The sequence below is a fragment of the Pseudomonas sp. 3-2 genome (genome assembly GCF_019710535.1).
In the GTDB taxonomy this organism is placed as follows: Bacteria; Pseudomonadota; Gammaproteobacteria; order Pseudomonadales; family Pseudomonadaceae; genus Aquipseudomonas; species Aquipseudomonas pharyngis.
Genome location: NZ_CP081200.1, coordinates 4,560,376 through 4,572,272, shown reverse-complemented (window position 1 = coordinate 4,572,272; position 11,897 = coordinate 4,560,376). Strand labels below are relative to the sequence as shown.

Sequence of the window (11,897 nt, the reverse complement as noted above, 5' to 3'; positions counted from 1 at the left end):
GTCTCTATGGTTCTACGCACGGACGGCCATGTTAGCAGCAATTAGTGCGTGACCTGCTCCCGCCGCTTCGCCGACAATCGCCGCTTTGCCACGGCACCACAGCGGTGCCATCGCGTCACCGCGCCCGGTGACCACCAGGAGACGAAATGACTGAGGAGCGCGTCGAGCTGTTGCTCGCCGAGGTACAGGATGAGTTCGGCGTGATTCGCGTGCTGGAAGTGGCCGACTACCGCTTTCTGGAGTTCGGCGATGCCATTGAGCAAAGCTGCGTGTTTACCGCCGACCCGAGCTGGCTGGAGTACGACTACACCCGGGCGATGCTGATCGGCGCGTTGTGCCATGAGCAGCCAGAGAGCGCGCTGTTCCTCGGCCTGGGCGCGGGCACGCTGACCCAGGCCTGCCTCAAGTTCCTGCCGCTGGAAGATGTCGAAGCCATCGAGTTGCGCCCGGACGTGCCGCGTCTGGCCATCGAATACCTCGGGCTGGATGACGATCCACGGCTGTACATCCGCGTCGGTGATGCTCTCGAACTGCTGCCGACCGCTGAACCTGCGGATCTGATCTTCGTCGACCTGTACACCGATGTCGGTCCTGGCGCCGGGCACCTTGCGTGGAATTTCCTCGGTGACTGTCAGAAACGTCTGAATCCCGGTGGCTGGCTGGTGATCAACCAATGGGCCACCGACGACGGCAAACCGTTGGGCGCAGCGCTGCTGCGTGGGCTCTATCACCGGCATTACTGGGAATTGCCGGTGAAGGAGGGCAACGTGATTCTGATCGTGCCGGCGGATCTCGATCAGGTGCTGGACCTGCAGGCGCTGACTGCACGGGCTGAAGCGCTGGCGCCGAAGCTGGGCTACTCGTTGCAGTCGTTGATCAACTGCATCCGTCCGGCGACCTGATCTTCAAAGGCCTTTGAAAACCCCTGGTCTGCGCTCCACCAGCGAGCGCACACCTTCCTTGGCATCTTCGGTGGCCAGCAACTTCTTCACCAGCGGCGGCAAGCTCTTAGCCGCCGCAGTTTCGCCTTCATAGCGTGCCTGACGCGCCGACATCAGCGTCGCCTGCACGCCCAGCGGCGCCTGCCGGGCAATGCGTTCGGCCAGTTCGATGGCGCGTGGAAGCAAATCTTCAGTGGCCATGATTTCCTGCACCAGCCCCAGGCGTAGCGCATCGTGGGCATCGAACTCGTCGCCGGTCAGCAGCCAGCGCATTGCGTTGCCCCAACCGGCAATCTGATGAAAGCGTAGCGTCGCACCGCCGAACGGAAAGATCCCGCGCTGCACTTCCATCTGCGCGAAGCGGGTGTTGCTCGCGCACAGGTTGATGTCGGCGGCGAGCATCAGCTCGATGCCGATGGTCAGGCAATAACCCTGCGCGGCAACAATCACCGGTTTGCTGACCCGCGGCCCGACGAACACGCCCCATGGGTCGCAACCGCCGGGAGGCACCTGCCAGCCCTGGGCGAGGGCGGAACTGGCATTCACCAGATCGAGCCCGGCGGTGAAATGCTCGCCATGCCCAAACACCACCGCCACCCGTGCGTCGCTGTCGGCCTCGAATTCACCGTAGGCCAGGGCCAGGTCGTTGAGCAGGTCGAGGTCGAAGGCATTGCGCTTGGCGACGCGGTCCAGGCCGATCAAATGCACGTGGCCGTGACGCGCACGGCTCACGCGGCCGGGGCAGGGCTGATTCATGGGTGTTTCCTCGCAGGGAAAGAAAGGGTGCAGCGACCAGATGCCGCACGTCGGTGAATCGTTTAAGCGCCATCGCCCGCAGGGCCGGGGTGTTTGAAAAATAGACCTTTGCCCGATTATCCGCAAAACCCCGTTACACAGCGGTGACAACTGCATTTCGCCGATAAAAAAAGCTCCCTTTTTGGGCAAATTCCGGTATAGTGCGCGCCGGCCTTTAACCGGGCCGCGTTTAGGTAGCGCAATTCCCCGAAGTCAGCTTCGGCTGCACGTCCGCACTGCGGGCTCTTCCTTGACGATTCTTTTTCATTCATTCGTTTTCGCAAATCCCCGCCGACAAAGCTGCCAGGGCGACTCTTGAGTCTCAACACGGCATGTGCAGCTTTGGAGCATGGGTCTTTGCGGATGCACTTAGAGGCAGACCCATGACCCAGGAAATCGGCGGCTTCGCCGCTCTTGAACTTCATCCCAATATTGTCGCTGCAGTAGTCGCTACCGGCTATGAAGAGCCTTCGGCCATTCAGCAGCAGTCGATCCCGATCATCCTCGCCGGTCACGATATGATTGGTCAGGCGCAAACCGGTACCGGTAAAACCGCTGCCTTTGCCCTGCCTATTCTGCACCGCATTGATCCGTCCAAGCGCGAGCCGCAAGCTCTGATCCTGGCCCCAACTCGTGAGTTGGCGCTACAAGTTGCAACCGCTTTCGAAACCTACGCCAAGCAAATGCCGGGCGTGACTGTTGTGGCTGTCTACGGCGGCGCGCCGATGGGCCCACAATTGAAAGCAATCCGTAATGGCGCACAGATCGTTGTCGCCACTCCGGGCCGTCTGTGCGACCACCTGCGTCGCGACGAAAAAGTACTGCAGACCGTGAACCACCTGGTTCTCGACGAAGCAGACGAAATGCTCAAACTGGGTTTCATGGACGACCTCGAAGTCATCTTCAAGGCCATGCCGGAAACCCGTCAGACCGTATTGTTCTCGGCGACCCTGCCGCAATCGATCCGTGCCATCGCCGAGCGTCACCTGCGCGATCCAAAGCACGTGAAGATCCAGAGCAAGACCCAGACCGTTACCGCGATCGAACAGGCTCACCTGTTGGTTCACGCTGACCAGAAGACCTCTGCCGTTCTCAGCTTGCTGGAAGTGGAAGATTTCGACGCTCTGATCATGTTCGTGCGCACCAAGCAAGCGACCCTGGATCTGGCCAGCGCCCTCGACGCCAAAGGCTACAAAGCCGCCGCGTTGAACGGCGACATCGCCCAGAACCAGCGTGAGCGCGTGATCGACTCGCTCAAGGATGGCCGTCTGGACATCGTTGTGGCGACCGACGTTGCCGCCCGTGGCCTGGACGTACCGCGCATCACCCACGTATTCAACGTGGACATGCCGTACGATCCGGAATCCTACGTGCACCGTATCGGCCGTACCGGCCGTGCCGGTCGCGAAGGCCGCGCGCTGCTGCTGGTGACGCCACGTGAGCGCCGCATGCTGCAGGTAATCGAGCGTGTAACCGGTCAGAAAGTTGCCGAAGTGCGTCTGCCGGACGCTCAGGCCGTTCTCGATGCCCGCATCAAGAAACTGACCAACAGCCTGTCGCCGCTGGTGGCTGACGCCGAATCGACCCACGGTGATCTGCTGGATCGCCTGACCGCCGACATCGGTTGCACCCCGCGTGCCCTGGCTGCCGCACTGCTGCGCAAGGCCACCAATGGTCAGGCGTTGAACCTGGCAGCGATCGAGAAGGAACGTCCACTGGTGCCGAACAGCGCGCCGCGTGGCGACCGTCCTGAGCGTTCCGGTGATCGTCCGGACCGTGGTGATCGTGAGCGTCGTGCGCCAATGCCGTTGGGCGAAGGCCGTGCTCGTTGCCGTACCGCGCTGGGCGCGCGTGACGGTATCGCGGCGAAAAACCTGCTGGGCGCCATCCTCAACGAAGGTGGTCTGGCACGTGAAGCCATCGGTCGCATTCAGGTGCGTGACAGCTTCAGCCTCGTCGAGCTGCCGGAAGATGGTCTGGACAAACTCCTGACCAAGCTGAAGGACACTCGCGTTGCCGGTAAGCAGTTGAAGCTGCGTCGCTACCGCGAAGATTGATCCGCCCTTGGGCTGATTGATCGAACATAAAAAATCCCCGACTGGTTCGGGGATTTTTTTTGCCTGCGATTTGGGCATCAGCCGAAGCGGTAGATGTCCATGCCCAGTGCGCCCATGGTGAAACCTTGATGGGCAATGCTGAAATCACCGCCAGCGCCGCGGGCGAAGTACAGCGGCAACAGGTGCTCGTCGCTTGGATGGTTGCGTACTGCGTTCGGTGCCTGCTGACGGTAATCGTGCAGGGCGGCTTCGTCGTTGGCGGCCAGTTTGTCGACTATCCAGTCGCGGAAATCCCGGGCCCACGGCTCGACGCTTTCCGGGCCGGCGTGCCAGTCCAGTTCCCGCAGGTTGTGGGTGATGCTGCCGGAGCCGATCAACAGAATGCCCTGTTCGCGCAGCCTGGCCAGCGCCTGGCCGACGCGGTTCTGTAGCGCCGGACCGCCACGACTCGGTAGGGAAACCTGTACCACCGGGATGTCAGCCTGCGGGTACATCAGCGACAGCGGCACCCACACACCGTGATCGAACGGTCGTTGTGGATCGAGGCGTGCCGGCAGGTCGTTGGCGGTCAGCAGATCGGCAACCTCACGGGCCAACTGCGGATCGCCCGGAGCCGGATACTGCACTTCAAACAGCGCGCGGGGGAAACCGCCGAAGTCGTGCCAGGTTTCCGGTTGCGGATGGCTGCTGACCAGCAGCTCATGGCTTTCCCAGTGGGCGGAAACGATGACGATGGCTTTCGGGCGTGGCAGTTCGGCCGCCAACCGGGCCAGGGCCGGGCCGCTGGCGCCGGGCTCCAGTGCCAGCATGGGCGAGCCGTGGGAGATAAACAGGCTGGGAAACATGGAAGGGTTCCTGAGCGTTAAGATGGTTCATCTTCAGTCAGTTCATTGATCTAATTCCAATATAAGTTTTAACGCCTTTTGATCGAATTCTTAGGAGGATGCATGCAGCCGGAGTTTTGGCACAAGAAGTGGGAATCGAACCAGATCGGCTTTCACCAGCCGGAGGTAAACCCGTATTTGCAGCGGCACTGGCCCGATCTGGCCATCCCGGCGCAGGCGCGTGTGTTGGTGCCGTTGTGCGGTAAAAGTCTGGATCTGCTGTGGCTTGCCGGGCGTGGGCATCGGGTGCTCGGCGTCGAGCTGTCGGAGAAGGCCGTGGAAGACTTCTTCCGTGAGCAGCAATTGCAGCCGCAGATCAGCGAAGAGGGCAGCTTCAAGGTTTATCGGGCCGGGGCGATCGAGTTGTGGTGCGGGGATTTTTTTTCGCTGACTGCGGCTGACGTGGCGGGTTGCACCGCGCTGTATGACCGTGCGGCAGTGATTGCCTTGCCGCAAGCGATGCGCGAGCGTTATGCGGCGCACTTGCAGGGTCTTTTGCCGACATGCCGAGGGCTGTTGGTGACGCTGGATTACGACCAGTCGCAGATGCCAGGGCCGCCATTTTCCGTAGACGATGCTGAAGTGCAGCGTTTGCTGGGCAGTGCCTGGCGTGTCGAGATGCTGGAAGAGCAGGATATACTCGGTGACAGCTGGAAGTTCGTACAAGCCGGCGTAACTCGGCTGGAAGAGCGGGTTTACCGGATTTGCGGGGAGTAATCGACAGGCAAAAAAAGGCCCGCATCACTGCGGGCCTTTTGGTTGGTGCGCCAGTTTGATCAGCCGCGACGACGCAGGGCGTCGATACGCTCTTCCAGCGGCGGGTGGCTCATGAACATGCGGGCGAACCCTTGTTTGATGCCGCCGTTGATGCCGAAGGCGTTCAGGGTATCAGGCATGTGCACCGGCAGGCCCTGTTCGGCGCGCAAGCGTTGCAAGGCGTTGATCATCGCCCCCGTACCGGCCAGGCGGGCGCCGGCATCGTCGGCACGGAACTCGCGTTTGCGCGAGAACCACATCACGATTGCGCTGGCCAGAATGCCCAGCACCAGCTCGGCGAAGATGGTCGCGATGTAGTAGGCCATGCCCTGGCCTTCTTCGTTCTTGAAAATCACCTTGTCGACGAAGTTGCCGATGATCCGCGCGAAGAACATCACGAAGGTGTTTACCACGCCCTGGATCAGCGCCAGGGTGACCATGTCGCCGTTGGCCACGTGGCCGATCTCGTGGGCCAGCACGGCCCGCACTTCATCTTCCTTGAAACGCTCGAGCAAGCCCTGGCTGACCGCGACCAGTGCGTCGTTCTTGTTCCAGCCGGTGGCGAAGGCGTTGGCTTCATAGGCCGGGAAAATCCCGACTTCGGGCATCTTGATCCCGGCTTCCCGGGACAGTTGCTCGACGGTTTGCAGCAGCCATTGTTCGTGGCGAGTACGTGGCTGGGTGATGATCTGGGTGCTGGTGCTCATCTTCGCCATCCACTTGGAGATGAACAGCGAGAACAGGGAACCGGCGAAACCAAAGACTGCACAGAAAACCAGCAGCTGATTGAGGTTGAGATCAACCCCGTTGGCCGCCATGAACCCGTTGAACCCGAAAAGGCTCAAGGTGATGCTGGCTATCAGCACGACCGCCAGGTTAGTGGCCAAAAACAGCAGAATGCGCATCATGGTTGTAGAAATCTCCTCAAGCTAAAGATGTAGCGTACTGCGGGGTATATAAGGTGCGGCACCTGGCGATTCAACCGAGTGACTATTTCAAACTGTGTCCTACACCGGATTCGTCCTGCCATGGGACATTTCCCACCGGTGAAATCGCTATGGATGACAGGCACGCACCACCCGCCCTGATTGCGTCAGGCACGCATGATTGATATGAATCGCAAGTGTAGAAGGTGCTGGAGGAGGGGCGCAGCAGAAGTGTTGCTGAATCAGACAGTGCGCAACGTTCGGGCCGTTGCGCACCGAGCGCCGGTTACTGGCGGTAGGACTTGAGGAAGTTGCCGATGCGACCGATGGCCATGTCCAGGTCATCGACCCGCGGCAGGGTCACCACACGGAAGTGGTCAGGCCACGGCCAATTGAACGCCGTACCTTGCACCACCAGCAGCTTCTCGGAGAGCAGCAGATCGAGCACGAATTTTTCGTCGTTATGGATCGGGCAGACTTTCGGGTCAATCTTCGGGAATGCGTACAGCGCGCCCATCGGCTTCACGCAGCTCACGCCGGGGATGTCGTTGAGCAACTCCCAGGTGCGGTTACGTTGCTCCAGCAAACGGCCTTGCGGCAGTACCAGATCGTTGATGCTCTGATAGCCGCCCAAGGCGGTCTGGATCGCATGCTGGCTTGGCACGTTGGCGCACAAGCGCATATTGGCCAGCATGTCGATGCCTTCGATGTAGCTGTGAGCGTTGTGTTTCGGCCCGGAGATGGCGATCCAGCCGGAGCGGAAACCGGCCACGCGATATGATTTGGACAGACCGTTGAAGGTCAGGCACAGCAGATCCGGGGCCAGGGATGCGGTGCAGATGTGCACGGCGTCGTCGTAGAGGATCTTGTCGTAGATCTCGTCGGAGAACACCACCAGGTTGTGCTGACGGGCCAGCTCGAGCATGCCCAGCAGCACTTCCTTCGAATACACCGCGCCAGTCGGGTTGTTCGGGTTGATGATCACCATCGCCTTGGTGTTCGGGGTGATTTTCGCCTTGATGTCGGCCAGGTCCGGGAACCAGTCGGCGCCTTCGTCGCACAGGTAATGCACCGCGTTACCACCGGCCAGGCTCACGGCAGCGGTCCACAGCGGGTAGTCCGGCGCCGGCACCAGCACTTCGTCACCGTTGTTGAGCAGCGCTTGCAACGACATTACGATCAGCTCGGACACGCCGTTGCCCAGGTAGATGTCTTCGATGCCGACACCTTCGACCTGCTTCTGCTGGTAGTACTGCATCACCGCCTTGCGCGCGCTGAACAGGCCTTTGGAATCGCTGTAGCCCTGGGCGGTCGGCAGGTTGCGGATCACATCCTGGAGAATTTCGTCCGGCGCCTCGAAACCAAAGGGTGCCGGGTTGCCGATGTTCAGCTTGAGGATGCGATGGCCTTCCTCTTCCAGGCGTTTGGCGTGCTTGAGCACCGGGCCGCGAATGTCGTAGCAGACGTTGGCGAGCTTGTTCGATTTGCTGAACTGCATGGCGATGTGATCCCGAAAATGAACGATCCAGGCGGCGGGTGGACAACCGTGCTGGGAATCCTGCGTCTTCACACAGGCAAGTGTCTCGAGCGGCGGTTTCCAACAATCCGTTTGAATGCGCAGGAACCCGCTGCCAGACTGGCGTGTGACGAGGCGCAATCATACGTGCCGCCCGATCCGTGGAAAAGGTACAGATCGGGCTTTTTCAGCCGCTGAGGTGTGATGATGGAAAAGATTGAAAAGACCCTGGAAGAATGGCGGGCGATGCTCGACCCCGAGCAGTTCAATGTGTGCCGCCTGAGCGCCACCGAGCGGCCGTTCTCCGGCAAGTACAACGCCACCAAGACCGATGGCGTCTACCACTGCATCTGCTGCAATGAGCCGCTGTTCGACTCCAGGACCAAATTCGACTCCGGTTGCGGCTGGCCAAGCTTCTACGCGCCGATCGGCGACAACGCGATGACCGAAATCCGTGACACCAGCCACGGCATGATCCGCACCGAAGTGAAATGCGCCAAGTGCGATGCACACCTTGGCCACGTGTTCCCGGACGGTCCGCCGCCGACCGGCCTGCGTTACTGCATCAACTCGGTGTGCCTGGACCTGGTGCCGCGCGAGTAACCGATACGGGCGATCCTCGGGTCGCCTTTCGGATAATTAAATTGCACGCAATTCAATTGCTCGCTATTTTTGCCGTCTACCCATTTCTCAAGAGTGCGCACCATGAGCGATAACCTGCTGAACATTCCGTGCACCACCATCAAGGGCGAGCAAAAGACCCTCGCCGATTTCGCCGGCAAGGCGGTGCTGGTGGTCAATACCGCCAGCAAATGCGGTTTCACGCCGCAGTACAAAGGCCTTGAGGAGCTGTGGCAGACCTACAAGGATCAGGGCCTGGTGGTGCTGGGCTTCCCGTGCAACCAGTTCGGCAAGCAGGAGCCGGGCAACGAGGGCGCCATCAGCGAGTTCTGCGAACTGAACTACGGCGTCAGCTTCCCGCTGTTCAAGAAGATCGAAGTCAATGGGACCGGTGCGCACCCGCTGTTTGTGCAATTGAAGAAACGCGCGCCGGGCGTGCTGGGCTCCCAGGGCATCAAGTGGAACTTCACCAAATTCCTGATCGGCAAGGACGGCCAGTTGGTCAAGCGTTTCGCCCCGGCCACCAAGCCGCAGGATTTGAGCCGCGAGATCGAAGCCCTGCTCAAATGAACAACCTGTCCGCCGATTCGCTGAGGCTCGACAGCCAACTGTGCTTCAAGTTGTATGCCGCATCGCGGGCGGTGATCCGTGGCTACAAGCCGATGCTTGATCGGCTTGGCCTGACCTACCCGCAATACCTGGCGATGCTGGTGTTGTGGGAATGGCAGCAAACCGCGCCGGAGCAACCGACCGTCAAGGCGCTGGGTGAGCGGTTGGCACTGGACTCAGGAACGCTGACGCCGCTGCTCAAGCGTCTGGAGCAACTTGAACTGGTTCAGCGTCAACGCTCGGCCCGTGACGAGCGCGAGGTTCATCTGAGCCTTACTCCACAAGGGCAGGCGCTGCGTGAACAGGTCGGGCCATTGAAGGCGCAGCTGTTGTGCGAGAGCGGGGTGGATCTGGACCGGCTCAACGAGTTGCGTGAGGGACTCGATCACCTGCTGGGCCAGATCAAAGCGTTGTCGTAGTTGGTATCCACTGATCCAGCAGCGCCGCCAGCTCTTCACGGCGAAACGGCTTGGCCAGGTAGTCGCTCATGCCCGCCGCCCGGCAGCGCTCCCGTTCCTCGGACATCGCGTTGGCGGTCAGGGCGACAATCGGCAAGTGCGGCCAGCGACCGCTCTGGCGGATCTGGCGGCTGGCTTCGTAGCCGTCCATCACTGGCATGTTGCAGTCCATCAGCACCAGATCGAACTCGTCGTGTTCCAGCTGATCCAGTGCCTCCACTCCATGGGCGGCAACCACGACATCGCACCCCAGTTTGCCCAGCATGCCCTTGGCCACCAACTGGTTGACCGGGTTGTCTTCCACCAGCAGCACCCGACCGCGCCGCTGCGACGGCACGCTCTCAAGGCGTGCACGGTCGATGATGGTGAGGTCCGGCAACAGCGTCCGACGCAGATTCTGATACAGCGCGTTGCGAGCCAGCGGTCGGGCCTGCTGCTGCAACGGGGCGAGGGCCGCGGCTTCTTCACCCGGCAAGAAGCTGCCGTAGGCGGTCACCAGCAGAATCGGCGCCGTCATCACCGGGCGCAGGCCGAACAGGCATTCGGGGCAATCGGTGATGATGACGTCGGGGGACAGACCGAGCAGCGGATCGTCGAGGGTTCGCTGCTCGTAGGTCATCCCCCAGACCGGCAGCAGGCTTTCCAGCAGTTCCGCCAGCCCGCTGACCGCGTTGGTGATCGCCAGCACCTTGCCGTGCAACGGTGGCGGAATCACCGCGCTGGTGTGGCAGGGCAGTGGCAGTTCGGCGCAGAACTGGCTGCCGAAACCCACTTCGGAACTGATCGTCAGACGTCCCTGCATGGCTTCGCACAGGTTGTAGGTCAGCGCCAGACCGAGCCCGGTGCCGCCGTACTGACGAGTGATGCCGGCCCCCGCCTGGGTGAACGGCTGGAAAATCTTCACCTGGGCTTCCTGGGCGATACCGATGCCGGTGTCGCAGACTTCGATTCGAACGCCGTCCTTCCAGGTAGACAGACGCACATCGACCCGACCGAAGCGGGTGAATTTCAGCGCATTGGACAGCAGGTTGCTGACGATCTGCCTGACCCGGGTCGGATCGCCGAGCACCAGCGCCGGAAAGTACGGATCAATCAGGCAAGTCAGCTCGACACTCGGCGCCGCGTTCTGCGACAGAAGGTTGGCGGTGTCTTCGATCAGTGAGCCGAGATCGAAGGGAATGTGTTCCAGCTCAAGTTGCCCTGCATCGAATTTGGACAGGTCGAGAATGTCGTTGAGCAGCTCCACCAGCACTTTGCCCGAGTCGTGGGCGATGGACAGTTGCTGCTGCTGTTCGGCATTCAGCGGGCCGTCGAGCGAGAGGGCGATCATCCCCAGCAGGCCGTTGAGCGGAGTGCGGATCTCGTGGCTCATGTTGGCGAGAAATGCCGAGCGTGCCTCGGCCATGTCCAGCGCCGTACTGCGAGCCACTTCCAGCTCCTGGTTGGACTGGCTGAGTCGTGCATTGATCGCCTTGAGCTCTGCGGTACGCGCCGACACGATGTCTTCGAGTTGTGCGAGGTATTCAGTGAGGCGGTTTTCCGCATTGCGTCGCTGCTGGATTTCCGTGGCGATGTTCTCGAACTGCTGGTTGGCGACCTTGACCAGCACGCCGATCTCGTCATTGGCATGCCCGGCTGGACATTCCAGGGTGGTCGGCTCGGCGCTGCGCGGGTCGCGACCGCTGAGTTCGCGGATTACCCGTACCAGCGGTTTGGTCAGCATCACATAGAACAGCGCGAGCAGAATTCCGGTGAGGATCAGGCTGCGGGCGAAACCGTTCAGCAGCGTGACCTCGGCCCGGCGCAGGAAGCGGCTGCCGAACGCGTAGGTGTCGACTTCCAGTTTCAGGGTGCCTAGGGATTCGTTGGGCAAGTGATCGAGATAGAGGCGGTCTTCAAACTGACGTTTGGCGCCGAACAGGAAGTCGCTGATCATCCGGTAGCCGCTTTGCAGCTCCGGCCGTTTGACGTTGGCCAGCACCGTCTGATTGTTGTCGGTCAGTTGTGCGGAAATGATCGCCGGCGAGCGCAGCAGGCCCAGGGTCAGTTCCTGCGCCAGTTCGGCGTCGATGTTGTAGGCGATGCGCGAGGCCGGGTTATGGCTGATTTCCAGCAACGACAGGATTTCACGGTTGATGGACGCGTCTTCACTGGCATAATCGATACCGATTTGCAGCAGGCTGAGCAGCGTGCCCAGAATGAACCCGACCAGCACGGTAAGCCGGGCCTGTTTGTACGACAGCCGGTGGGTGAATTTGATATCCATGGGGTGTTGAACCACTTCCGTTTCCCTTCGCTGCTCAAGCATAGTCGATCATGCACGGATTCCGGGGT

At 61.0% G+C, this 11,897-nt stretch carries 11 protein-coding genes; 6 read left to right on the top strand and 5 right to left on the bottom strand.

Going from position 1 to position 11,897, the window contains the following annotated elements:
- Positions 1-146: 146 nt before the first annotated feature.
- Entirely contained in the window at positions 147-902 is a 756-nt protein-coding gene (locus K3819_RS20605; RefSeq protein WP_085612214.1) for a spermidine synthase, read from the top strand.
- A 3-nt stretch (positions 903-905) separates the two neighbouring features.
- Here K3819_RS20605 and K3819_RS20600 read toward each other — a convergent pair whose 3' ends face one another.
- Positions 906-1,697 (bottom strand): crotonase/enoyl-CoA hydratase family protein, encoded by a 792-nt coding sequence (locus tag K3819_RS20600; protein WP_221397856.1) that lies wholly within the window; start codon positions 1,695-1,697, stop codon positions 906-908.
- Positions 1,698-2,119: 422 nt separating this feature from the next.
- Here K3819_RS20600 and K3819_RS20595 point away from each other — a divergent pair, with 422 nt between their 5' ends.
- On the top strand, positions 2,120-3,793 hold the full coding sequence (locus K3819_RS20595) for a DEAD/DEAH box helicase (RefSeq protein ID WP_007955707.1): 1,674 nt from the start codon (positions 2,120-2,122) through the stop codon (positions 3,791-3,793).
- A gap of 77 nt (positions 3,794-3,870) precedes the next feature.
- On the opposite strand, the gene K3819_RS20590 is transcribed toward K3819_RS20595, so the two are convergent.
- A complete protein-coding gene (locus K3819_RS20590) occupies positions 3,871-4,638 on the bottom strand; it encodes a class III extradiol ring-cleavage dioxygenase (RefSeq protein WP_085612216.1) in 768 nt (255 codons plus the stop codon).
- Positions 4,639-4,740: 102 nt separating this feature from the next.
- On the opposite strand from K3819_RS20590, the gene K3819_RS20585 reads away from it, so the two are divergent.
- Positions 4,741-5,394 carry a thiopurine S-methyltransferase gene (locus tag K3819_RS20585; RefSeq protein WP_085612217.1) on the top strand — a complete coding sequence of 218 codons (654 nt, stop codon included), beginning with the start codon at positions 4,741-4,743 and terminating at the stop codon, positions 5,392-5,394.
- A 59-nt stretch (positions 5,395-5,453) separates the two neighbouring features.
- Here K3819_RS20585 and htpX read toward each other — a convergent pair whose 3' ends face one another.
- Positions 5,454-6,341 carry a protease HtpX gene (htpX, locus tag K3819_RS20580; protein WP_064598312.1) on the bottom strand — a complete coding sequence of 296 codons (888 nt, stop codon included), beginning with the start codon at positions 6,339-6,341 and terminating at the stop codon, positions 5,454-5,456.
- A 304-nt stretch (positions 6,342-6,645) separates the two neighbouring features.
- On the bottom strand, positions 6,646-7,857 hold the full coding sequence (locus K3819_RS20575) for a pyridoxal phosphate-dependent aminotransferase (protein ID WP_007955711.1): 1,212 nt from the start codon (positions 7,855-7,857) through the stop codon (positions 6,646-6,648).
- 225 nt (positions 7,858-8,082) lie between these two features.
- On the opposite strand from K3819_RS20575, the gene msrB reads away from it, so the two are divergent.
- The 3 genes from msrB to K3819_RS20560 all read left to right on the top strand — a co-directional run bounded on the left by msrB (position 8,083) and on the right by K3819_RS20560 (position 9,524).
- On the top strand, positions 8,083-8,478 hold the full coding sequence (gene msrB / locus K3819_RS20570) for a peptide-methionine (R)-S-oxide reductase MsrB (RefSeq protein ID WP_064598308.1): 396 nt from the start codon (positions 8,083-8,085) through the stop codon (positions 8,476-8,478).
- Positions 8,479-8,580: 102 nt separating this feature from the next.
- The gene (locus K3819_RS20565; RefSeq protein ID WP_011335290.1) at positions 8,581-9,066 is read left to right on the top strand and encodes a glutathione peroxidase; all 486 of its coding nucleotides are present in this window, start codon (positions 8,581-8,583) and stop codon (positions 9,064-9,066) included.
- Positions 9,063-9,524 carry a MarR family winged helix-turn-helix transcriptional regulator gene (locus tag K3819_RS20560; protein WP_085612218.1) on the top strand — a complete coding sequence of 154 codons (462 nt, stop codon included), beginning with the start codon at positions 9,063-9,065 and terminating at the stop codon, positions 9,522-9,524. The genes K3819_RS20565 and K3819_RS20560 overlap by 4 nt, the downstream gene beginning before the upstream one ends.
- Here K3819_RS20560 and K3819_RS20555 read toward each other — a convergent pair.
- Positions 9,508-11,871 carry a response regulator gene (locus tag K3819_RS20555; protein ID WP_409348309.1) on the bottom strand — a complete coding sequence of 788 codons (2,364 nt, stop codon included), beginning with the start codon at positions 11,869-11,871 and terminating at the stop codon, positions 9,508-9,510. The two genes, K3819_RS20560 and K3819_RS20555, sit on opposite strands and share 17 nt — an antisense overlap.
- Between the last annotated feature and the right edge of the window lie 26 nt (positions 11,872-11,897).

What these genes read in the sequence shown, in the direction of transcription:
- K3819_RS20575 (WP_007955711.1), bottom strand. Translation starts at nt 7,857, where the DNA reads ATGCAGTTCAGCAAATCGAACAAGCTCGCCAACGTCTGCTACGACATT.
- K3819_RS20555 (WP_409348309.1), bottom strand. Translation starts at nt 11,871, where the DNA reads ATGCTTGAGCAGCGAAGGGAAACGGAAGTGGTTCAACACCCCATGGAT.
- K3819_RS20565 (WP_011335290.1), top strand. Translation starts at nt 8,581, where the DNA reads ATGAGCGATAACCTGCTGAACATTCCGTGCACCACCATCAAGGGCGAG.
- K3819_RS20590 (WP_085612216.1), bottom strand. Translation starts at nt 4,638, where the DNA reads ATGTTTCCCAGCCTGTTTATCTCCCACGGCTCGCCCATGCTGGCACTG.
- msrB (WP_064598308.1), top strand. Translation starts at nt 8,083, where the DNA reads ATGGAAAAGATTGAAAAGACCCTGGAAGAATGGCGGGCGATGCTCGAC.
- K3819_RS20560 (WP_085612218.1), top strand. Translation starts at nt 9,063, where the DNA reads ATGAACAACCTGTCCGCCGATTCGCTGAGGCTCGACAGCCAACTGTGC.
- K3819_RS20605 (WP_085612214.1), top strand. Translation starts at nt 147, where the DNA reads ATGACTGAGGAGCGCGTCGAGCTGTTGCTCGCCGAGGTACAGGATGAG.
- K3819_RS20600 (WP_221397856.1), bottom strand. Translation starts at nt 1,697, where the DNA reads ATGAATCAGCCCTGCCCCGGCCGCGTGAGCCGTGCGCGTCACGGCCAC.
- htpX (WP_064598312.1), bottom strand. Translation starts at nt 6,341, where the DNA reads ATGATGCGCATTCTGCTGTTTTTGGCCACTAACCTGGCGGTCGTGCTG.
- K3819_RS20595 (WP_007955707.1), top strand. Translation starts at nt 2,120, where the DNA reads ATGACCCAGGAAATCGGCGGCTTCGCCGCTCTTGAACTTCATCCCAAT.
- K3819_RS20585 (WP_085612217.1), top strand. Translation starts at nt 4,741, where the DNA reads ATGCAGCCGGAGTTTTGGCACAAGAAGTGGGAATCGAACCAGATCGGC.